The sequence below is a fragment of the Flavisericum labens genome, assembly GCF_045446075.1.
GTDB classification, from domain to species: Bacteria; Bacteroidota; Bacteroidia; order Flavobacteriales; family Flavobacteriaceae; genus Flavisericum; species Flavisericum labens.
Map to the genome: position 1 here is coordinate 83,699 of NZ_JBJJBQ010000011.1, position 23,142 is coordinate 106,840.

Sequence of the window (23,142 nt, forward strand, 5' to 3'; positions counted from 1 at the left end):
TATCCAAATAAAAAGTAAACCAAAGCATCCCCAAAAATTCTTAGATAATGAATAGCACGATTTTGATTTGCTTTATCAATTACCAACCTGTATTTTTGACCGGTAACACGTCAAGTATATGAACGATATTTCAGCCGTAATTATAAACTATAATTCCTCTAGTTTTACTATCAATTGTATAAAATCTATTTTAACAAATACTTCAGATGAAATTTCATTTGAAATTATCGTGGTTGATAATGCTTCTACAATTAAAGATTTTCAAACACTAAAAGTGGCGATAGACACTCTGAATCTGTCTAATTTAAAATTGATAAGGAGTCGTTACAACACTGGATTTGGTGGAGGAAACATGTATGGCGTTCAATATGCTAATGGAAAACATTATGCCTTCATAAACAACGATACAATTTTACAAAACGACTGTCTTAGCATTATTTTACAATTTTTCAAAAAGAATAATAACGCAGCTATATGTTGTCCCCAACAATACAATGAACATAACGAAGTCCAAAAATCGTTCGACCATTTTTTAAGTTTAAAAAGGGAACTCTTTGGAAGAACTCTTTTAGAAAAAACCAACCCTAAAAAATACCCAAAGCGACAAAAAATTTACAAAACCCCTTTAAAAGTGCAGAGTGTTCCTGGTTCTTTTTTGGTTGTAAAAGCCCAACAATTTCATAAAGTCGGAGGCTTCGACACCAATATATTTCTTTATTACGAGGAAACCGATTTGAGCTATCGAATATCTAAAAATTCTGAAAATGGCGATTCCTATTTAGTTCCTGAAGCTAAGTTCACTCATTTTAAAGGGCAAAGTACCGAAAAAAGTTTTGCCATAAAAAAGGAACTGAAAATTTCGTTATTATATGTTTTAAGGAAAAATTCAGGATATTTGGCGTATCAAATTTTAAGATGGTGGCTTACATTAAAGTTCTTGTTAAAATCATTAATCAAACCAAAAAGTTTTCCACTATTCATATTATTTTTAAGAGGCGCTCCTATAAGTGTTTCTTTAAAACAAAAACAAGTTATTACAGACTAGAGGCATGAATATTTTACACTTATCGGCCGTTTCAAACTGGGGCGGTGGTGAAAACCACATTGAAAATCTATGCGCTGAATTGGCCGCCACGAATCCAGAAATAAAAAATATAGTGTTTTGTGTAAAAAACGGACCATTTCATGAACGGTTAAAAACAACAAACATCAACTACATTACAGCACCGCTGGGCATTAAGGTGGATTTAAGGTTTTCATTTAAACTTGGTAAAGTTTGTAAATCTGAACAAATTGACCTGATACACATACATGATACTACGGCCATTCAACTGGCTATTATTGCAGACAAAATCTATAATTTACCCCCTTTTATCTTTAGTAAAAAAACTTCGTTCGAAATCAAGCAAAGAAAAAAAACACTATATAAATACAATTACCCAAAAATTAAGAAAATACTTTGCGTATCGAAGGAAACACAAAGAGTTTCAGAAAAAGCTATTGTTGACCACACCAAACTAAAAACCATATATCACGGCACTAATTTAAGAACCAAAGGCGACGAAACTCCTTTTAAATTACGTGAAAAATTTGCAATTGGAAGCGATAATATAATTATTGGTAACGTGGCCAATCATATTAGGGCAAAACATTTAGATACCTGGGTTAATGTAGCCAATCGAATCATCAATGAAGAAAATAAAACTAACTTCTTTTTTATTCAAATTGGCACTTTTACTGAACGTACTCAGCCATTAATTGACCGTGTTAAGGAATTGAATTTATCCAATCACATGGTATTTTTAGGATACACCCCGAATGCGTCAAATTTTATCCCACAATTTAACTTATCTTTAATGACTTCACAAAGTGAAGGCGTTCCACAATTTATTTATGAATCTATGTATCATAAAATTCCCGTGGTGAGTACCGATGTTGGAGGCATTCCTGAAATAATAAAGCATGGAACCAATGGGCTACTTGCGCCAATGCACAACGACGAAAAACTTACCCAGTTAACTTTAAAGCTTGCTGAGGATTCAGAAATGAAGAAAAAATTCGTTGAATCTGCCTATAAAAAGCTCATTGAAAATTTCACTACCAGCCAAATGGCACAAAATACAGTTAAAGTTTACAAAGAAGTATTTAACGATGTCTAATCAAAATGCAGAAATCCAAAAGGCAATTGTAACTTTAAAAAAAGGTGGCCTCATCCTCTACCCCACCGATACCGTTTGGGGCATTGGCTGCGATGCTACAAATCCAGAAGCTGTAAAAAAGGTGTTTCAATTAAAACAACGTGAAGACAATAAGGCACTAATTTGCTTAGTTGCTGATGACAGGATGCTAAAAAAATATGTTAAACAAATTCCTTTGGCAGCTCAAAATATTATTGACATTACAGATAAACCAACCACTATAATTTACGATGATGCTCAAAACTTAGCATCAAATCTAATTGCAGACGACGGCTCAATTGCTATAAGAATTCCTAATGACGATTTTTGCTACTGGCTATCTAGAAAATTTAACGGCGCCGTTGTTTCTACTTCCGCAAATATCAGTGGCCAACCCACCCCAAAATCATTTAAAGAAATAGCGCCAGAGGTTTTAAAAGGTGTGGACTATGTTGTAAATTTGCAACGCGAAAAAATTTGCGATAAACCATCATCAATCATTAAGTTAAGTAATGATGGGGTTGTAAAAGTGTTTAGGGAATAAAATGGCCACGAATGCACGAATAATTTTTATTTTGCGCCTCTTAATATTAGAAAACAAAAAAGATTAAAGGTTATGCTCTATACTTAAACGAAACTTTAACGATTTAACAAAATTAGTGTATTCGTGGCCAATCAGAATAAAAAGGAAAAACCAAAAACGCTATAATTTTAAATTTAATGTCTAAAATTGTTCATAAAGACGAAAGTTATGAAATTGTTGGTGTTTTATTCGAGGTTTACAATAATCTCGGAAGCGGATTTTTAGAAATTGTCTATAAGGATGCTATTGAATATGAATTTAAATTAAGAAACATCCCATTTCTAAGAGAAAAAGAATATTTGGTAACCTATAAAGACACCATATTAAGACATAAATTTTATGCTGATTTTGTAGTCTTTGATAAAATTATTTTGGAGATTAAGTCGGTCGAATTACTAAATGACAAACACGCAGCACAATGCATAAATTATTTAAAAGTATCTGGTTGTAAACTATCGATATTAGCAAATTTCCATAAAGATTTTCGAGACCATAAAAGAATAGTGCTATAAAACATTCGTGCATTCGTGGCAAAAACAGGCAATTGATTGATGAATTACAAGGAAGCTCTTAAACACCATATTTTTAAAACCATATCTAAGTCTTCTTCAGAATTAGGCTTAGAAAGCTACGTTATTGGCGGTTTTGTACGCGACTTTTTTTTAAATCGTGGCACAGCAAAAGATATTGATGTGGTTGCCATAGGTGATGGTATAAAATTGGCAAAACAAGTATCAAAAAACTTACCAAATACACCAAAGGTACAGGTTTTTAAAACCTACGGAACCGCCATGCTTAGGCATAATGATATCGAAATTGAATTTGTTGGAGCAAGAAAAGAATCGTACACCGAAGACAGCAGAAATCCAGCGGTTGAAAACGGCACATTAAAAGATGACCAAAACCGTCGCGATTTTACCATAAATGCCTTGGCTCTAAATTTAAATGAAAATCATTTTGGTGAATTACTCGACCCTTTTGAAGGCATAGAAGATTTAAACAAAAAAATCATTCGCACGCCGTTAAACCCAGATATAACCTATAGCGACGATCCATTAAGAATGTTGCGCGCCATCAGGTTCGCCACACAATTAAATTTTAAGATTGAAGAACAATCCCTTGAAGCTATTACCAAAAACGCTGAAAGAATAAAGATTATAACTAACGAGCGCATTGTTACCGAATTAAATAAAATCTTAGAAAGTAAAAAACCTTCCATTGGTTTCTTATTATTAGAAAAAACTGGACTTTTAAAATACGTTGTACCCGAATTGACCGCGTTAAAAGGCATTGACGAAATTGAAGGTCAGCGTCATAAAGATAATTTTTATCACTCCCTAGAGGTAGTGGATAATATCTGCAAAAACACTGATAATTTGTGGCTACGTTGGGCCGCTTTGCTACATGATATTGGCAAAGCTCCAACAAAAAAATTCAGTAAAAAAGTTGGATGGACTTTCCATGGGCACGAATTTGAAGGCTCTAAAATGGTATATCGATTATTCAAAAGGTTAAAAATGCCGTTGAATGATAAAATGAAGTTTGTTCAAAAAATGGTATTGATGAGTTCACGCCCCATTGTTTTATCTCAAGATATCGTTACCGATTCAGCTGTGCGTCGATTGGTCTTTGATGCTGGTGATTACGTTGAGGATTTAATGACCTTGTGTGAAGCCGACATCACCACAAAAAACCCTAAGCGATTTAAAAAATACCATAATAACTTTAAAATTGTTCGAGACAAAATTGTTGAAGTTGAAGAGCGAGACCATGTTAGAAATTTCCAACCGCCTATTTCTGGCGAAGAAATTATGAAAACCTTTAACCTTCAGCCTTCAAAAGAAATTGGAATTATTAAAGAAACCATTAAAGAGGCTATTTTAGAAGGAGATATCCCTAACGAATATCATGCAGCGCACGAATTAATGCTAAAAAAAGGAGAACAGTTAGGGTTGAAAAAAGTAAGCAGTAATAAAATTATATAATTCGGGTATTTGTGGCTAAATCAAGAAAAGACAATAAGAAAGTAATTTATTGGTTATTAACAGGCTGTCTACTTATCTTTATCATGGTAGTTGTTGGCGGTATCACTAGGCTTACACATTCAGGCTTATCCATTTCCAATTACAAACTCATCTCGGGAACCATTCCGCCCATGAACGAAATCGAATGGCAAGAAGCTTTCGATTTGTACAAGCAATATCCGGAGTACCAGAAGCTGAACAACCATTTCGATTTACAGGATTTTAAAGACATCTATTTTTGGGAGTGGCTGCACCGTGTAATTGGCCGGTTAATTGGCGTTGTGTTTTTTCTTCCGTTTTTATATTTTTTGATTACCAAACAACTTACCAAACCCACAATTAAAAAAGCTACTATCCTATTAGGTCTTGGAGCTTTTCAAGGTTTTTTGGGTTGGTATATGGTTAAAAGTGGCTTGGTTGACAACCCCGATGTGAGCCACTACCGTCTAGCGGCGCATTTAACAACGGCATTTATAACCTTTGCATACACCTTTTGGGTGGCTCTGGATTTGATGTTCCCAAACAGAAAACAAATCGATAAGAAATTCAGAAATTTTATTAGGTTAGGACTAGCCGTTTTATTGCTTCAAATAATTTACGGTGCTTTTGTAGCAGGACTCGATGCCGGTTTCATTCACAATCATTGGCCCATGATGAGTGAAGGCAAGTTTATACATGAAACTGTTTATTCCGAGCAAATACCGTGGCTCAAAAATTTTATTGAGGGCAAAAGTGGCGTTCAATTTGTTCATAGAATTTTAGCCTTTTTTGTAGTTGGTTTTATAATTGCTATTTACTTAAAAACTAAAAAAATGACCTTAACGAGCATACAATCTAAATCCATCCATTTTCTTTTGGTCATAGTTGGCATTCAGTTTGTATTAGGGGTATTTACCATATTGTTACAAGTACCTGTTTGGTTGGGCGTAGCACATCAGGTTGGAGCGTTTTTCTTACTGAACGCTATGACATTGACGCTGCATCGTTTTACGAAATAATTTAATTAACTACCTTTGTAGCACAATTTTTCAGCAATGATTTATAGATTTAGAGTTATTTTAGACAACGATACAGACGAAGATATTTTTCGCGATTTAGAAATTCGTGAAACCGATACATTAGAAGACCTTCATAATATCATTACACAATCTTTTGGGTTTGATGGCACCGAAATGGCTTCATTTTATATTAGTAATGACCAATGGGATCAAGGTGAAGAAATTTCATTGTTCGATTTAAGCGAAGATAACTCTGCGCGTTTGATGAACGAAACATCTTTAGACAGTGTAGTTCACGAAGCACAGACAAAACTTATTTATGTCTATGATTTTTTGAGCATGTGGACATTTTATGTAGAATTGGCCGAAATTGTTGAAGAAGCCGAAGGCCTCGATTACCCCAACCTTATGTTCGTTAAAGGGCAAGTACCAGATACGGCTCCAGATCGTGTTTTTGAAGCAGATGAAGATGATGATTTTTCCGAGTTTGATGATGAACTGGATTTAGACGACTACGACAATCTGGATTTTGAGGAAAATTGGAACTAAAGCCTATTTGTTTTTAGCTTTTCTAGATTTACGTTTTCGTAGTTACGCGTTAAAAACTCTAACGAACGTTCCAGAACCTCACCCATATTTTTACATTTTTTAAATTTCACGTCTTGGGTATACTCAAAAATTTTCATCTTTAAGAGCTTTACATGCGCTTTAGTTGAAATATCGTCCTCTTGCATACAATTCAACAAAAGGCTTATACGTTCTGTATAACTTTTTAAACGCTTTACCAAAATAGAGCGTTCTTCGGTTTTATATTGATTGATCGATAATTTTTGCATCCCATCAGAAACCAGTTGCACCATTTTTAAATTCTCTTTAAAAAATTGGGGACGGTAAATATTAAACTTACCTTCATAAGACTGTTGGTCGAAATCTATAGCCCGTATCTTATAAATTACTTGATCAAAATCATGTGTTGGCACGATAACATAATTGTACGAACGCATATCGCCTAACAGCCTTATCATACAACGTTCATTAAACTTTACAAACTCTTTCGCTATTTGCGATTTTTCAGACTTATCGCATTTTGGTAAAAAATTCTTGATAAACTCATCTCCCGGAATACCTGCAATGTGCTCCTCTATTAGAGTATCTTTATAAACCAAGAAATTTAAATTGTATGGTGAAAGCATATGCTCTAATTCCAAACCGTAAACCCGTGATGCATCAGCTGTTTTTACATAAAAATAGGTATAATTATCATTTAAAATATTCCTAACCTTTATCCGAAATGGCTTTGAATTCCCAAAGGTGCAATAGTCAATGGCATCAACACTTAAGAATGGCAATATACTATCATTCCCATCTGAATGAAGGATAGTGTATACTTTTTTTAAAGACTGTTCAATTTCTTCCCGCTCAAAATCATTATAGTAAACACGAATCCACAGGGTATCGTTATCGTCTTTATCATAAACCACAATAGACCCCTGGAACCTCAACAAATCATCATAAAAAATAGGAATTTGAATTTCGCGATTATATTCAGAAAGATATTCGTGAAGCTTCGGCATTATAGGAAAAGATGGCTTTTTCTTAGAAATTTTTAAATCTTGCATGCTGTAAAGTTATTCAAAAGTTTTTGTTTTTCGCTTCTCCATTTAGGTTATAACGTTATAAATATAGCATTTCATTGGAATGTAACTTAAAAAAGCGAGAACAATTATTTTCAAATTTAATTCATTTGAAAAAGGACTTGTAACAAAATTTAAAATGTGTCGTCGTACAATTATAACCGATACACGCCAATTCAAATAATCCACATAAAAAATCACAGTTTGGAACCTATACTAACAATTAACAAGCTCACTAAAAATTTTGGCCATTTAACAGCCGTAAAAGACTTATCGTTTACTATAAACAAAGGCAATGTTTATGGTATTTTAGGTCCTAATGGTAGCGGAAAATCTACTACTCTAGGCATTGTTTTAAGCGTAGTGAACAAGACTCATGGAAGTTTTCATTGGTTTGATGGTAACACCAGCACACATGAAGCCTTAAAAAAGGTGGGAGCCATTATAGAACGTCCAAATTTTTATCCTTATATGACCGCAACACAAAACTTAAAACTAGTTTGCAAAATTAAAGGTGTAGAGTACGAAAAAATTGATGAAAAACTGGAAATAGTCGGGCTTTTAGAACGAAAACATAGCAAATTCAGAACCTACTCTTTGGGTATGAAACAGCGATTGGCTATCGCCTCTGCACTATTAAACGACCCCGAAATTTTGATCCTTGATGAACCCACAAACGGTTTAGACCCACAGGGCATCCATCAAATTCGTGAAATAATTAAACAAATTGCCACCAATGGCACTACTATTTTATTGGCCTCGCATTTATTAGATGAAGTTGAAAAAGTATGTTCGCATGTAGTTGTGTTGAGAAAGGGTGAAAAATTATATTCTGGCCGTGTAGACGAAATGATTTCCAGCTATGGATTTTTCGAATTAAAATCAAACAAGCAAGATGATTTAATTCAACTATTGAAAACCAACCCTGCTTTTGGAAAAATTAAGATTCAAGATAATTTGGTTACTGCCTTTTTAAACGAACCCATGGAAACCGAAACTTTCAATAAACAACTCTTTGAAAAAGGCATTATTCTCACACATTTAGTTAAACGTAAAGAAAGTTTAGAAGAACAATTTTTACAATTGACCGATAACAACGAAAACTAATTTTAATGCTACGACTTTTAAATTTAGAATTACAAAAGCTACTGCTAAACCGAACCAGTAAAGTACTCATATTCATATCGTTTATTTTGCCGTTTTTTATAATACTTTTATCTTCTTTAAAGATTAACGTTTTTGGCTTTTTTACTTTAGAATTAGGTGAACTGGGGGTGTTCAACTTCCCCATTATTTGGCACTTAACTACCTTTTTTGCATCCCAGTTCAAATTCTTTTTTGCCATTGTGGTTGTAAGCATGATAGGAAACGAATACAGCAACAAAACCTTAAAACAAAATTTAATTGATGGCTTGAGCAAAAAGGAATTTATTCTATCAAAATTTTATACCATTGTATTCTTTTCTTTAGTTTCAACAATATTAATTGGGATTATTTCTCTGTGTATCGGTCTTTATTATTCAAGCTACACCGAAGCCTCCATAATCTTTATGGAAACCGAATTTTTACTGTCCTACTTTATCAAACTGGTTGGTTTTTTTAGTTTATGCTTGTTTTTTGGTATGTTAGTGAAACGCTCGGCATTCGCATTAGCTTTTCTATTTGTACTTTACATTTTGGAATGGATTACTTTTGGGTTGATTGCATGGAAATGGAATTCAGGTATAGCCGAGAAAATTCAGAACTTTTTTCCTTTAAAATCGATGTACAAACTTATAGACCAGCCCTTTCAGCGAATTGCTATGACGAAATTCCCTGAAAAGGCAGAATTAATGTATAATTATTCAGTAAGCCCTATTGAAATAATCATCGTTTTAGGTTGGACAGTACTATTTATCTTTTTATCGTATAGATTATTAAAAATGCGCGATTTATGATATCTTTGGTAGCATTTGCTATTGAAAAAGATGAAGAAAAGAGCCCTCATTCTAATATTTTCTATCTTGACCAGCGCTTACACCTTCGGTCAGGCAGAAGCTTCTAATTGGTACTTTGGAGAAAACGCAGGTATAGAATTTAATATTTTTACCGGTGCCGTATCCGCACTTGACGACGGAGAATTATTTACTCGCGAAGGGTGCGCCTCTATTTCCAATTCAAATGGCGAACTATTGTTTTACACAGATGGAACGACGGTATATAACGCCAAACACCAAGTTATGCCCAACGGTCAAAATTTACTAGGTGATGAATCCAGTACGCAATCGGCCATTGTTGTCCCCAAACCAAATGACCCCAATATTTATTATATTTTTACCGTTGGATCCAACCAAACAAATACTGGACTCAATTATTCTGTTGTTGATATGTCTTCAGACAGCGGGCTTGGTGAAGTAACGAAGAAAAATATAAATCTGTTGTCACAATGTGCTGAAAAAATATCTGCCGTTGCTAAAGATTGCGAAACTCGTTCTATTTGGATTGTAACACTATCTTCGGCAAATGGCTTCTTTGGAAATCCTCCAAGTTTAAATACCTTCTATGCTTATGAAGTAAGCCCAACAGGAATAAACTCCAGCCCAGTAAAATCAACCTTACCTGTTGATTTTACTGATTCAAGAGGCTACTTAAAGTTATCGCCCAGTGGTTTAAAATTAGCTTGTGCCAGTGTTCATTCATCAGGTTTATATTTATTTGATTTTAATTCTGATTCAGGCATAGTAAGCAATCCACAACCTTTAAGCATTAATAATCCTAACGACAAACCCTATGGGCTTGAATTTTCACCCGACAGTAATCTATTGTATGTTACTTCATCAAACGACTACTTTAACAGAAATAATCCGTCTGAAAACGACAACCCTGCGAACCACAAATCTGTTTTAATACAATATAATTTGAATGCGGTTAACATTTCCGACAGTCAAGTTATATTAGACAACAGGAACAACTTCAGAAGTGCATTACAATTGGGGCCAAATGGAAAAATATACAGGTCTTTAAGTATTACTTACGACTTAGGTATTAATAAGTTAGGTGTGATAAACAATCCTAATAACATTGGAACATCTGCCAATTATCAACACAATGCCGTCGATTTAGGCTCCAATAATTCCACGCAAGGGCTACCGCCTTTTATAGCTTCTTTTTTTAACGAACAAATTGACATTGTAAAAAATGGAAGTGACACCAATTTTCTTACGCTTTGCGAAGGCGAATCATATACGCTGGTTGCCGATGAGATTATTGGGGGTACTTATACTTGGACAAAAGATGGAGAAGTCCTACCAGGTGAGAATGATTTTTACCTAGAGGTATCTGAAACCGGGTTTTATAAAGTGGTTATTGATCCACCAGGAGAAGTACAGACAACCAACTGTGGCTTTCCTCAAGGAGAAGCAAGGGTGGAAGTTTTTGAATATCCAGAGGTTTTTAATGCCGAATTGTTTCAGTGCGATACCGATTTAAGTTCGGCAGGAATTACAACCTTCAATTTATTTGAAGCCAACCCAATGATTTTTCCATCTTATAGCGAAGACTATTCAATAACGTTTTACAAAACGCAGAACGATGCGATAAATGGGGTTAATGCCATTCCCAATCCAGAATCCTACGAAAATGTCCTGGCTAACGAAATGCTTTACACCCGCACAGAAAACTTGCTCAGTAATTGTTCCAGCACAGCTACCATTCATTTAAGGGCTAGCAATACCATAACCCCTATATACCATGCTACTCCGGTTTGCGATGAAATTGATTCGCCAGACGGAATAAATAGTTTTGACCTTAATTCATATCAAACAGAAATTGCAAATAACTTGAATTTACCTTTAACTGATATTGAAATAACATTTTATGAAACGCAAGACGATGCGCTTCTAGAAGTAAACCCTATAACCCAGTATCAAAATAAAATACCTTACAGCGAAACGTTATTTTATAGAGTAGATACCAATAGCGACAATGCTTGTTATGGCATTAACCAAGTTCAGTTAACCGTTGAAAAACTACCTAATATCATAAAAACAGATACTACTTTTTATTGCCTAAATCATTTCCCAGACCACATTACTATTAACGCTGGTCCTTTGGAAGGGGTTCCAGATGATTATACATACTCGTGGTCCACCGGAGAAACTACCCATGAAATTGAGATTAATGAAACAGGCATATATAGGGTTACCGTTGCAAATCAAGCCGGGTGTTCAGATGAACGCACTGTTACAGTAGACCCCTCAAATATTGCAACAATTATCGATGTTCATATAACCGACGTTTCTGAAAACAATATCATCAGGATTATGGTTTCTGGCGAGGGTATTTATGAGTTTGCTTTGGTAAATTCTAACAACCAAATGGTTCGCCCTTATCAAGAAAGTTCAGTTTTTGAAAACGTTTACCCAGGATTATACACAGTTCAAATTAAGGACATTAAAAATGATTGCGGTACAATTCCCGAAGCTGTTTCCGTTATTGGTTTTCCCAAGTTTTTTACACCAAATAATGACGGGATGAACGATACTTGGCAGGTATATGGTATATCAGAGATTTTTCAACCCAATACCAAAATCCAAATCTATAACCGTTACGGTAAACTTATAAAGGAATTAGACCCTTTGGGTGAAGGGTGGAACGGACTTATCCGCGGTAATAAATTACCGAACGATGACTACTGGTTCTCGGTAAAATTACAGGACGGAAGGATATTTAAAAACCATTTTACACTGAAACATTAATAAGTGTAAATCAATAATTAAATATTTTAACCAAAATGAAATATTTAATACCAATTTTAATGTGCTTTACAAGCCTATCCCTTTTGGGACAAGGTGAAGCCGCCAATTGGTATTTTGGTTATGGTGCCGGAATAAAATTCAATCTTTTTACAGGAACACCTAATAGTGTAGATAACGGACTTTTGTTTACAAATGAAGGGTGTACATCTATGTCTGACAAATCTGGAAATTTACTATTTTACACCGACGGATCTTATGTATGGAACAAAGTCCATAAAGTGATGAAAAGTGGTTCCGGATTACTTGGGGATAGATCGAGCACCCAATCAGCCATAATTGTCCCTAAACCTGAAGATGACAACATCTACTACGTGTTTACTGTAGGTAGTAATCGGAGTAATACCGGTTTGCACTATTCCGTTATTGACATGTCTAAAGAAAATGGTCTCGGCGAAGTTATTGAGAGAAACGCTCGGCTTTTAAATCTTTGCTCAGAAAAAATAACGGCCGTTTTAAAAGACTGTATCACCAAATCGATGTGGGTGGTTACATTTGCTTCAGAAGAAGGAAATGCTGCTACTTACAATACATTCCACGCTTTTGAAGTGAGTACGAATGGTGTAAGCTCAAATAGCGTAAAAACCAGTTTCCCAATCAATATTACCGACCCAAGAGGCTATTTAAAACTATCACCAGACGGCGATAAAATGGCTTGTGCCAACCTAAGTGCCGACGACGACAACAACACAACCAACCATCAATTATTCCTATATGATTTTGACACAACTAACGGAAAAGTTTCAAACGCTGTTGAATTGAAAATCTTCGGCAACAATCACAACCCTTATGGCCTAGAGTTCTCGCCAAACAGCCAATTTCTTTATGTTCATTCATACAACAATTATCGCGGGGATGATTTTGATGACGACAGAGATAATCCTGAAAATCACACCTCTAGTTTGGTACAATTTAACCTTAACGCTCAAAATATCCAATCGTCAATGATTACTATTGATGAGAGACAACTTTACCGTGGCGGATTACAACTCGCTCCTAATGGCAAAATATACAGAGCTCTATCTGCCACTTACGACACGGGATTGCCCAATTTAGGAGTTATAAACGAACCCAACAAAGTAGGTCTAGCCTGTAATTACTTGCATGATGCGGTAGACTTATCACCAAACCAATCTGCCCAAGGACTGCCGCCATTTATCCAATCCATTTTCAACGTACAAATAGATATTATAAAAAATGGAAAAAGCGAGCTGAACTTAACGCTTTGTAATGGCGATGCTTACGAATTAATTTCAGAAGACATAGAAGGTGCCACTTATAGCTGGACTCGTGACAATATTGCTCTACCAAATTCTGATTACAATTTGATTGTAACTAAAAGTGGCCATTACAGGGTAACGGTTACTCCAAATAATGGTGACTGTATTATTGAAGGACAAGCTTTTGTTTTTTTTAATGAAAAACCTGAAGCCAACAGCATAACATTATATCAGTGCGATGAAGATGGACATACAGATGGAAGGACTCTATTTAATTTAACAAGGGCCAGCCGCGAAATTACCGGCACAAATACTAACCGAACCTTGAAATTTTATTCGAATGCAGCAAGAACAGTTGAAATAAATGGATACTCATACCAAAATACTCGTAACCCGCAAACTATTTACGTTGAAGTAATCAATGATATCACTGGCTGTATTAATTTTTCTGAACTCACAATTGGAGTGAGCAATACCGATACTGATGATGTTATGCTTCCTGCTCTTTGCGATGATGACGGCGTTGAAGATGGTTTTCGCCAGTTTAGCTTGAGGGACGCAGACCAAATTATTCTTAATGGGCTGCCAAGTGGTGTATTTGTTTCATATTACAAAAGTTATAACGATGCGCTATTACAAAACAATACTCTTGGAGCATATTTCACCAATACCATCCCCTATTCACAAACTATTTATGCTCGAGTTAAAAACGGCAATAATTGTTATGGAATTAGTAAGGTGAATCTAGAAGTCCTTAGACTACCAAATATAAACGATACAAGCACAACCTATTATTGTCTTAATACAGCCCCTGAACCAATTGCCATTAATGCCGGTATTATAAATGACAACCCAGAGAACTATACATATCTTTGGAGTAGCGGTGAAAATAATTACCAAACCGAAATTAATGGCCCAGGTGTTTATAAGGTAACAGTAACAAATGCCAATGGTTGTTCAAAAACTAAAACCATTTTGGTAGAACCATCTAACATAGCCAAGATAATGGATATTGAAGTAAAAGATGGGGCTAAAAACAACCAAATTACCGTAATAACATCTGGAGAGGGTGCTTACCAATATAATCTGGTTAACAATAATGGCTTTGTTGTTTTTCCATATCAAGACCAACCTACTTTTGAAAATGTCCCTCCAGGTTTATACCATCTCTATGTAAAAGATGTAAAAAATGGATGTGGTATGGTGAGTGAGCAAATTTCGGTTATTGGGTTTCCTAAGTTTTTCACCCCAAATAATGACGGAATAAATGACACTTGGCAAATTCAAGGAGTTAACGAGATGTTTCAACCTAACTCTAAAGTTTTAATATTTGATAGGTATGGTAAACTTATACATGAATTAGACCCATTGGGCGCGGGTTGGAATGGTTTGCTAAATAATAAAAAACTTCCAAACGATGATTATTGGTTTTACGTATTGCTTGAAGATGGTAGAGTTTTTAAAAATCATTTCACATTAAAGAGGTAAAATAAACAGACAAAAGTGCATTTTATCCGATTTTTTTTGCTTTTTATCTGAAATAAATCTAATTTACGCTCCTAAAAAAACCAAATCATTAACTGTTTTTTTCCCAAATAAAAACAAAGTGAAGAAAAGCCTACACTATATTTGCGTATTCATTCTGCTAATTTTTAGTTTTAACACCCTATTTTCGCAGCAAGTAACCATAGATAATTCAGTCCCTCTCCAAGATCTTATTGAAAATAATTTGGCTAACAGTTGTGTGGAAATTTCAAATGTTAGTTCCTCCATAAATGGTAGTTTAGATGGTATCGGAAGCTTTGGTTCTTTTGAAGGTTCTGGCACTAATTTCCCCCTTAGTAATGGTATTGTTATTTCCACAGGAAATGCTGCATCCGGAGGAAATGTTTCAAATGGGACCGACTTAAGCGATGGTACACTCGCTTGGGGTACAGACCCCGACATAGAAACGTTTTTGGGGGTAAGCAACACCGTAAACGCTACCTCTATTGAGTTTGATTTTGTTGCTCTTTCAGATTCGGTTATATTTAATTACCTAATAGCTTCAGAAGAGTATTTCGCAAATTACCCCTGTAATTCATCTGATGGCTTTGTTTTTTTAATTAGAGAAAGTAGCAGTACTGGTCCATACCAAAATATAGCCTTGGTTCCTGGGACGAGTACTCCGGTAACAATAAGTAACATCCATGACGAAATAATCACACAATGTCCAGCAGCTAATGAACAATATTTTGACGGTTATAGCTTTCCAGAAACTAATTACAACGGAAGGACAACAGTACTTTCTGCAGGAGCCTCTGTAACACCAAACACACAATACCACGTTAAAATAATTGTAGCAGACCAAGGAGCATCAAGAGATCCATCAATAGATACAGCTGTATTTATTGAAGCGAACACTTTCACAGAACTTGAATTGGGTGAAGACATAAACACATGTTCTGGAAGCGTTATTTTAAATGGAGAAATACAAAATCCATTAGCTAGCTATTCGTGGTATAGAAATGGCTCATTACTTTCAAGCGAAACCAATCCAATACTAACCGCTACCCAAAGTGGACTTTATCGTGTTGAAATTAGTATAAATGGCTGCATCATACAAGATGACGTAACCGTAACTATTGACACTGAGTTGACTACTGCCCCTATCACCCCTTATCAATTATGTGATTCAAATGGTGATATGCAGGAAACTTTTGATCTTTCCACAAAAAACACTGATGTCATAAATGCTATCCAAAACTTACCACCAAACTATAGCATATCTTATCATTTAACGGATGCTGATGCACAAAGTAATTCTAGCAATATTACTTCGCCGATATCTAGTGGACCGAGAACAGTTTATGTTCGCGTAGAAGACATGGATTCAGGTTGTTTAATCTATGGTGAATTTGAATTGATTGTCAATCAATTACCAACAATAACCCAACCTAGTGATTTAAATGTTTGTGATAATGACAATAATCCAGATGGTAGTACTTTGATTGATTTAAGTCAAAAAAACAATGAAATAACCTCTGGACAAACCAATCTTCTTGTAACTTATCATAGCACGCCTTTAGAAGCTAACAATGGTAGCAACGCCGTACAAAACCCATATTCAAATACCAATTCTTCAGAAACACTTTATATAAGAGTTACGAACCTGGTTACTGGGTGTTCCAATTCAGGTGCAACACTAACCATTAATGTTACCAATGGAAATACAGGTATTATCCGAAACACTCAATTCATTGATGCCTGCGACCAAGAGCATGATGGTTTTGCCAATTTTGATATTACCCAAAGGATTAACACCATTCTTAATGGGGAAACCGGTTTCTTACTTCCCACCTACCATACCAGTACGGCTGATGCAGAATCTGGGGCCAATCCCATACCAGATCCAACAAATTTTCAAAATACAGTCCAAGACGAGCAAGTTGTTTATGCAAGGTTAGTAGATAGTTCTACAGGCTGTCATGCCATTGTACCCTTAGAGCTCCATACTAACTTATTGTTAACCGCTACCAATATTCCTCAGCTTGGTTTTGCTTTTTGTGATGACGACAATGACGGAAGTGTTGATATTTATTTTAATCAGATTGCAAGTGTTATAGCAAACAATTTACCAAATATCAATGTTACTTTTTACGAAACTCAAAGCAATAGGGACAATAGTGTTATGCCAATTGACACGTCTAACCCCTATCCTTTAACAGGACCACAAACCATATATCTCAATCTAGACAATGGTTTTTGCAGCGAAGTTTCTGAAGTCATTTTGCGTATAAACCCCGTAGTGACTTTTACACCTGTAGCGCCCATAGATTATTGTGATACCGATTCTGATGGGTTTACAACAGTAGATTTTGACTCATTCGACGCAACCATAACGGGTGGAAATACTGATTTTAATGTTCGTTATTACTTAGATCCAAACGATGCTGATGCAGGTCCCAATCAATTACCTAGATTTTATGACACAGGCTCGGGAACATTTTATGCTAGAATTGAAAATAACACCACAAATTGTTATACGGTGAATGAGTTTCAAATCAATGTGTTGCCCGCCCCTGCTGTAATGCAACCTAGCGATATTACCATTTGCGATGACGATCAAGATGGATTTTTCGAAATAAACCTGAACGACAAAATTTCTGAAGCCGTTTCAAACACTAATGGCTTAATAATCGATTTCTTTAACGATTTCAATAATGCCAATAACAATACCAGCCCTATAACAAACACAACCAACTACAATTCCAATACGCAAACAATTTTTATAAGGGTTCAGACCACTGAAGCTTCAGCTTGTTTTAATATTGTTTCATTTAATGTAATGGTAAATACCTTACCAGTTATCCCCAACATTGCTCCATTCCAAATGTGTGTAGATTCTGGTGTTTCGTCTGCTAATTTTATATTTTCAGATAAAGATGCTGAAATTTTAAATGGACAAACAGGAAAAGAAGTTTTTTACTTCCAAGATGAAGGTTTTACAATGCCTATAGATAAAAATAATCCATATTCTAGTTCCGGGGCAGAAACTATATACGTTAGAGTAGAAAATATAACAGACCCCAATTGCAACAGCACCTCGTCTTTTACATTAGAAGTTGGGTCAAATCCAACGTATAACACCAATTTTTCAGACTTTCCGCCAGTATGTCAAAATGGTGCTGGTAGCCACACATTCGATTTAGATGCTAAACGACAAGAAATTGCACAAGGAAGTACCGATGCGTTAAGCATAAAATTCTATGCGACTTTATCTGAAGCACAGAATAATACTAGCAACGACCTTCCTGATCTATACACCTCGCAAACATTACAGGGTCAATTTTATGTGAGAATTGAAAATACATCCAACAGCTGTACTGTAATTGAAGAAGTGAGATTCATCACATTTCCAACCCCTGTAATCACATCAGCTAACATTGCCCCTGTTTGTGACACAGATTATGACGGAAATACAACCATAGACCTAAACACAACCGTGTACCAAGTCACTAATGTAAGATTTAGTGATGTCACTGTTTCTTATTTTGAAGACCAAAATTTAACTATAGAAATTCCTTCGTCAGAATATAACAATTACGCTGCTAGCAATAAGATTATCTATATTAAAATAGCCAACTCTTCAACGCAATGCTATGATTCAGCTCCCTTACCAATAGAGGTTAATTTACCGCCATCTATTAATACAATCGCATCTGTATCAGATTGTGACAGCAATACGGATACTTATGATTTGTCGCAGGTTGATACTTTTTTGGTAGATAACGTTAATAATGTGTCAATAAGTTATTACAGTTCTTCTGTCGAGGCTGCTTCAGAAACCAATGCTTTCCAAAATAAAGTTTACAATTACTCTTCACCAGGAAGCTACACAATTTTTTCTCGAATTGAAAACCTAATTGATGGATGTCCTGCATTCACTTCTTTCAATTTAATAATCAGTCCGAATCCCATAGCCAACACACCTCCTGATTTAATTGATTGTGATGATGATTATGATGGTTTCCGACCATTTGATTTATCAAACACCAGCTCAACAAGTAATGCCATTAGAGGCGCCCAAAATGCATCTGATTTTACAGTTACTTTTTATACCAACTTAACAAATGCTGAGAATGCAACCAACCCTGTTGAAATGAGTTATCCTGCACAAGATGGTGAAACAATCTATGCCAGAATTGAAAATAACATGTCTGGTTGTTTTAGCACCACGCAATTTAACATCAGGATTAATCCGTTGCCCATTGTCCCAATTGAAGATATTGTACCCTTATGCAACGATTCAGCCATTGTTGTAAGTGCAGAAACGGGCATTGCTGGCGATACTTATTTATGGTCAACAGGAAGTACATCTCCAGAAATTTTACTGGGCCCCGACGAAATTGGCGATTATAGCGTTACGGTTACTAGACCAAATATATTATCTAACGATTGCTCATACACCCATAATTTTAGCGTGGTTGAATCTGACAGTGCGATTATCAACTTTACACAAACAGTAGATTTTTCGGACCCCAATAGTATTACCATAGATGTTTCGGGAATTGGTGATTATATTTATATTTTAGACAATGGAGAACCACAAACATCCAATGTTTTTGACAACGTGTCCTTCGGACCACACCTTGTTACCGTTAGGGATTTAAACGGATGCCTAGATATAACAAAAAACGTTTTTGTTTTCGATATTCCTAAGTTTTTCACCCCAAACAACGATAGCGTCTATGATACTTGGCATATTGTTGGCGCTAACCAATTGCCGGGTACCATAGTCCATATTTACAATAGATATGGCAAACTTTTAAAATCACTTCCGTATACTTCCACTGGTTGGGATGGCACTTTCAATGGCCAAAATATGCCTTCTGACGATTATTGGTTTATCGCCAAGATTATTCAAAACGGTGAATCATTCGACATAAAAGGCCATTTCACATTAAAGCGATAGCCATTTATTTTGCGTAATTTTGCAGGATGAAATTTAAAGTTGAATCAGAATTTAAACCGACCGGCGACCAGCCCGAAGCCATAAAACAATTGGCAAGTGGCCTTGTTTCTGAGGAAAAGTACCAAACCCTGCTTGGTGTAACCGGTTCCGGTAAAACTTTTACTGTTGCCAATGTTATTGAGGAAGTACAACGACCAACCCTAGTTTTGGCGCACAACAAAACCTTAGCAGCGCAGTTATATTCTGAATTTAAACAATTTTTTCCGAATAATGCGGTAGAGTACTTCGTCTCCTACTACGATTATTACCAGCCCGAAGCCTACATTCCCGTTTCTGGTGTTTACATTGAAAAAGATCTTTCTATCAATGAGGAAATAGAAAAAATGCGCCTAAGTACTACGTCCTCGTTACTGAGCGGGAGGCGCGATGTTTTGGTGGTGGCATCGGTATCGTGTTTGTACGGTATAGGCAACCCGGTGGAGTTTCAAAAAAATGTCATTACCCTAAAACGAGACCAAGTTATTTCAAGAACAAAACTCTTGCATCAATTGGTCCAGAGTCTATATTCAAGAACTGAAGGTGAGTTCAACCATGGAAATTTCAGAATTAAAGGCGATACGGTTGATATTTTCCCAAGTTATGCAGATGATGCCTTCAGAATTCACTTTTTTGGAGATGAAATTGAAGATATTGAATCGTTCAATATTCAAACCAATCAAATCGTTGAAAAATACGACCGACTGAATATTTATCCGGCCAATATGTTTGTTACGTCTCCTGAAGTACTTCAAAACGCCATTAAAGACATTCAGGACGATTTGGTAAAACAATATGATTACTTCAAAGAAATCGGTAAACACCTCGAAGCTAAACGTCTAAAAGAACGCACTGAATTCGATTTGGAAATGATTCGCGAATTGGGCTACTGCTCGGGCATAGAAAACTACTCACGCTATCTAGATGGACGCCAACCTGGAACCCGACCGTTCTGTTTATTGGATTATTTTCCAGACGATTATTTAATGGTGGTAGATGAAAGCCATGTAACCATTTCACAGGTACACGCCATGTATGGAGGCGATAGAAGCCGAAAAGAAAATTTGGTGGAATACGGATTTAGACTACCGGCAGCGATGGACAATCGTCCGTTAAAATTTGAAGAATTTGAAGCACTACAAAATCAGGTAATTTATGTAAGTGCCACACCAGCCGATTACGAATTACAAAAAACAGATGGGGTATATGTGGAACAAATTATTCGTCCTACGGGCTTGTTGGATCCAGAGATTGAAGTGCGCCCTAGTTTAAACCAAATTGATGATTTAATAGATGAGATACAACAGCGCGTTGAGAAAGATGAGCGTACTTTGGTAACAACACTTACCAAACGCATGGCTGAAGAACTAACTAAGTATTTAGATAGAATCCAAATTCGATGCCGATATATCCATAGTGATGTGGATACTTTAGAACGTGTTGAAATTATGCAGGATTTACGAAAGGGACTATTCGATGTCTTGGTTGGAGTAAATCTATTGCGTGAAGGGTTGGATTTGCCAGAAGTCTCGTTAGTAGCCATTTTAGATGCCGATAAGGAAGGTTTTTTACGTTCAACACGTTCTTTAACACAAACGGTTGGACGAGCCGCCAGAAATCTTAATGGAAAGGCGATAATGTATGCCGACAAAATCACAAACAGCATGCAAAAAACCATTGATGAAACTAATTACCGACGCGAAAAACAAGTAGCCTATAACACCGCTAACAATATAACGCCAACAGCCCTAAACAAAAGTTTAGACAATGCCCTTTCAAAAAACTCGGTTAGCACTTATAGTTACGAATTAGAAGCTGCTAAAGCTGCCGAACCAGAAAGCGAATATTTAAGCAAACCAGAACTGGAGAAAAAAATAAGGGAAAAACGTAAGCTTATGGAAGAAGCTGCAAAAGCCCTAGATTTTGTTGTGGCCGCCAAACTCCGTGATGAAATAAAAAAATATCAAAATAAACTAGAAAAGCTAAAAGTTTAAACTTTTAGCCTTTCTAATAAGCAACAATTAGTTGCATTAAATAATCAACACTATTAATTCGTACTTAGAAAAAAGTACATTATTCTAATTATATTGGGTTTTAAAAATATCGATTAAAACATCTGGTGGCACAATTTTATTAGGAAAACTTTCCATTAAGTATAGAACTTTGGTAATAGACTCATGACTAAGCCCCATGCGCAAACCAAAATTATAAAGTTTTGTAACTCCTGCCGAATTATCTTCACCCTCATATTTCTGTTCAATATTCATTAGTAATACCAATCTATGAAACTGAACGATCCGCTCACTGTGCGATTTTAGATGTGTATATGAAACTGGGTTTTCTAATAAATATTCGAAATCTTCGCGCGCTATATCAAGTTGTTTTGCTACACCCAGCAAAAAATTATATTCTATTCGCCTTATGTTTTTATCAAATTTTGCAAATGCAATCATTTCTGATAAAAGACTCAATTTTTCTACTCTATTAATCATTTGTCAGAGGGATTAATTAATATATCATAAAGTTACGGACAAAAGGCACATTTATAATCGTAGATATCATGTAGCTTATCGAAAAAGGGCACTCATTTAATCGTATATTTTATTTATTTCATCAATAATCAATTTTATTCAACTAAAAAATTTGCATTTTGTCATTTTCCAAATAAATTATCAAACAAAAACACACATACAACAAAAGATTGATTTTCAATAATTTACCACTTATAAAATCAATTTTACAGAACAAATTCTGTTGTTCAATTTTTAAGGTATCTTTGCTGAGGCCAAAAACGTTAATTCTGAAAAGTTGCAAAGCCAAAATCGATGAAATGCGGCTTTAATAAAAGTGAAAAACAATAGCATGACAAATAATGATATTTTAAAGAAATTACGAGTAGCCCTTAAGCTACGCGATGACGATATTGTGAAGATTTTAGAATTGGTTGATTTTAGAATTTCTAAGAGTGAACTAGGTGCATTTTTTAGACGTGAAGACCATCCAAAATATATGGAATGTGGTGATCAAATACTAAGGAATTTTTTGAATGGTTTAGTAATTCATCTAAGAGGCCCCATGCCCAAAAAAGGAGAAAATAAAGTACAAAAAAAGAGCAACCATAAATAGCTGCTCTTTTTTTATAATTTTCCCGTCCTGAAATAGCGATACACTAAAACCTTAGTGTAATGGAATTACCAGAAAACGATGGGTATATCAAACGTAC

16 protein-coding genes are annotated in these 23,142 nt (G+C 35.5%); 14 read left to right on the plus strand and 2 right to left on the minus strand.

Annotated features, from left to right (window positions below):
* Nucleotides 1-118 precede the first annotated feature (118 nt).
* The 7 genes from ACIEHO_RS14855 (at nucleotide 119) to ACIEHO_RS14885 (ending at nucleotide 6,331) form a co-directional block, all read left to right on the plus strand.
* Nucleotides 119-1,045 carry a glycosyltransferase family 2 protein gene (locus ACIEHO_RS14855; protein WP_406973129.1) on the plus strand — a complete coding sequence of 309 codons (927 nt, stop codon included), beginning with the start codon at nucleotides 119-121 and terminating at the stop codon, nucleotides 1,043-1,045.
* A 4-nt stretch (nucleotides 1,046-1,049) separates the two neighbouring features.
* Entirely contained in the window at nucleotides 1,050-2,159 is a 1,110-nt protein-coding gene (locus ACIEHO_RS14860) for a glycosyltransferase family 4 protein (protein WP_406973131.1), read from the plus strand.
* The gene (locus ACIEHO_RS14865) at nucleotides 2,152-2,721 is read left to right on the plus strand and encodes an L-threonylcarbamoyladenylate synthase (RefSeq protein WP_406973133.1); all 570 of its coding nucleotides are present in this window, start codon (nucleotides 2,152-2,154) and stop codon (nucleotides 2,719-2,721) included. The genes ACIEHO_RS14860 and ACIEHO_RS14865 overlap by 8 nt, the downstream gene beginning before the upstream one ends.
* A gap of 176 nt (nucleotides 2,722-2,897) precedes the next feature.
* Nucleotides 2,898-3,272 (plus strand): GxxExxY protein, encoded by a 375-nt coding sequence (locus tag ACIEHO_RS14870; protein WP_406973135.1) that lies wholly within the window; start codon nucleotides 2,898-2,900, stop codon nucleotides 3,270-3,272.
* A gap of 39 nt (nucleotides 3,273-3,311) precedes the next feature.
* Nucleotides 3,312-4,745 carry a CCA tRNA nucleotidyltransferase gene (locus ACIEHO_RS14875; protein WP_406973137.1) on the plus strand — a complete coding sequence of 478 codons (1,434 nt, stop codon included), beginning with the start codon at nucleotides 3,312-3,314 and terminating at the stop codon, nucleotides 4,743-4,745.
* A gap of 11 nt (nucleotides 4,746-4,756) precedes the next feature.
* On the plus strand, nucleotides 4,757-5,782 hold the full coding sequence (locus tag ACIEHO_RS14880; protein ID WP_406973139.1) for a COX15/CtaA family protein: 1,026 nt from the start codon (nucleotides 4,757-4,759) through the stop codon (nucleotides 5,780-5,782).
* 36 nt (nucleotides 5,783-5,818) lie between these two features.
* Nucleotides 5,819-6,331: an IS1096 element passenger TnpR family protein gene (locus ACIEHO_RS14885; protein WP_406973141.1), complete on the plus strand. Its 513-nt coding sequence runs from the start codon at nucleotides 5,819-5,821 to the stop codon at nucleotides 6,329-6,331.
* Here ACIEHO_RS14885 and ACIEHO_RS14890 read toward each other — a convergent pair.
* On the minus strand, nucleotides 6,328-7,401 hold the full coding sequence (locus tag ACIEHO_RS14890; protein ID WP_406973143.1) for a hypothetical protein: 1,074 nt from the start codon (nucleotides 7,399-7,401) through the stop codon (nucleotides 6,328-6,330). The genes ACIEHO_RS14885 and ACIEHO_RS14890 overlap by 4 nt on opposite strands.
* A 219-nt stretch (nucleotides 7,402-7,620) precedes the next feature.
* Here ACIEHO_RS14890 and ACIEHO_RS14895 point away from each other — a divergent pair, with 219 nt between their 5' ends.
* The 6 genes from ACIEHO_RS14895 to uvrB all read left to right on the plus strand — a co-directional run bounded on the left by ACIEHO_RS14895 (nucleotide 7,621) and on the right by uvrB (nucleotide 21,913).
* A complete protein-coding gene (locus tag ACIEHO_RS14895; RefSeq protein WP_406973145.1) occupies nucleotides 7,621-8,523 on the plus strand; it encodes an ABC transporter ATP-binding protein in 903 nt (300 codons plus the stop codon).
* 5 nt (nucleotides 8,524-8,528) lie between these two features.
* On the plus strand, nucleotides 8,529-9,353 hold the full coding sequence (locus tag ACIEHO_RS14900) for an ABC transporter permease (RefSeq protein ID WP_406973147.1): 825 nt from the start codon (nucleotides 8,529-8,531) through the stop codon (nucleotides 9,351-9,353).
* 30 nt (nucleotides 9,354-9,383) lie between these two features.
* Entirely contained in the window at nucleotides 9,384-12,152 is a 2,769-nt protein-coding gene (locus ACIEHO_RS14905) for a T9SS type B sorting domain-containing protein (protein ID WP_406973149.1), read from the plus strand.
* 35 nt (nucleotides 12,153-12,187) lie between these two features.
* Nucleotides 12,188-14,917: a T9SS type B sorting domain-containing protein gene (locus tag ACIEHO_RS14910; RefSeq protein WP_406973151.1), complete on the plus strand. Its 2,730-nt coding sequence runs from the start codon at nucleotides 12,188-12,190 to the stop codon at nucleotides 14,915-14,917.
* 118 nt (nucleotides 14,918-15,035) lie between these two features.
* On the plus strand, nucleotides 15,036-19,883 hold the full coding sequence (locus ACIEHO_RS14915; RefSeq protein ID WP_406973153.1) for a choice-of-anchor L domain-containing protein: 4,848 nt from the start codon (nucleotides 15,036-15,038) through the stop codon (nucleotides 19,881-19,883).
* Nucleotides 19,884-19,909: 26 nt separating this feature from the next.
* Nucleotides 19,910-21,913, plus strand: coding sequence for an excinuclease ABC subunit UvrB (gene uvrB, locus ACIEHO_RS14920; RefSeq protein WP_406973155.1), 2,004 nt, complete (start codon nucleotides 19,910-19,912; stop codon nucleotides 21,911-21,913).
* Between the two features lie 84 nt (nucleotides 21,914-21,997).
* On the opposite strand, the gene ACIEHO_RS14925 is transcribed toward uvrB, so the two are convergent.
* Nucleotides 21,998-22,411: a TerB family tellurite resistance protein gene (locus tag ACIEHO_RS14925; protein ID WP_406973157.1), complete on the minus strand. Its 414-nt coding sequence runs from the start codon at nucleotides 22,409-22,411 to the stop codon at nucleotides 21,998-22,000.
* 370 nt (nucleotides 22,412-22,781) lie between these two features.
* Here ACIEHO_RS14925 and ACIEHO_RS14930 point away from each other — a divergent pair, with 370 nt between their 5' ends.
* Entirely contained in the window at nucleotides 22,782-23,045 is a 264-nt protein-coding gene (locus ACIEHO_RS14930) for a DUF1456 family protein (RefSeq protein WP_406973159.1), read from the plus strand.
* The last annotated feature ends 97 nt before the right edge of the window (nucleotides 23,046-23,142 follow it).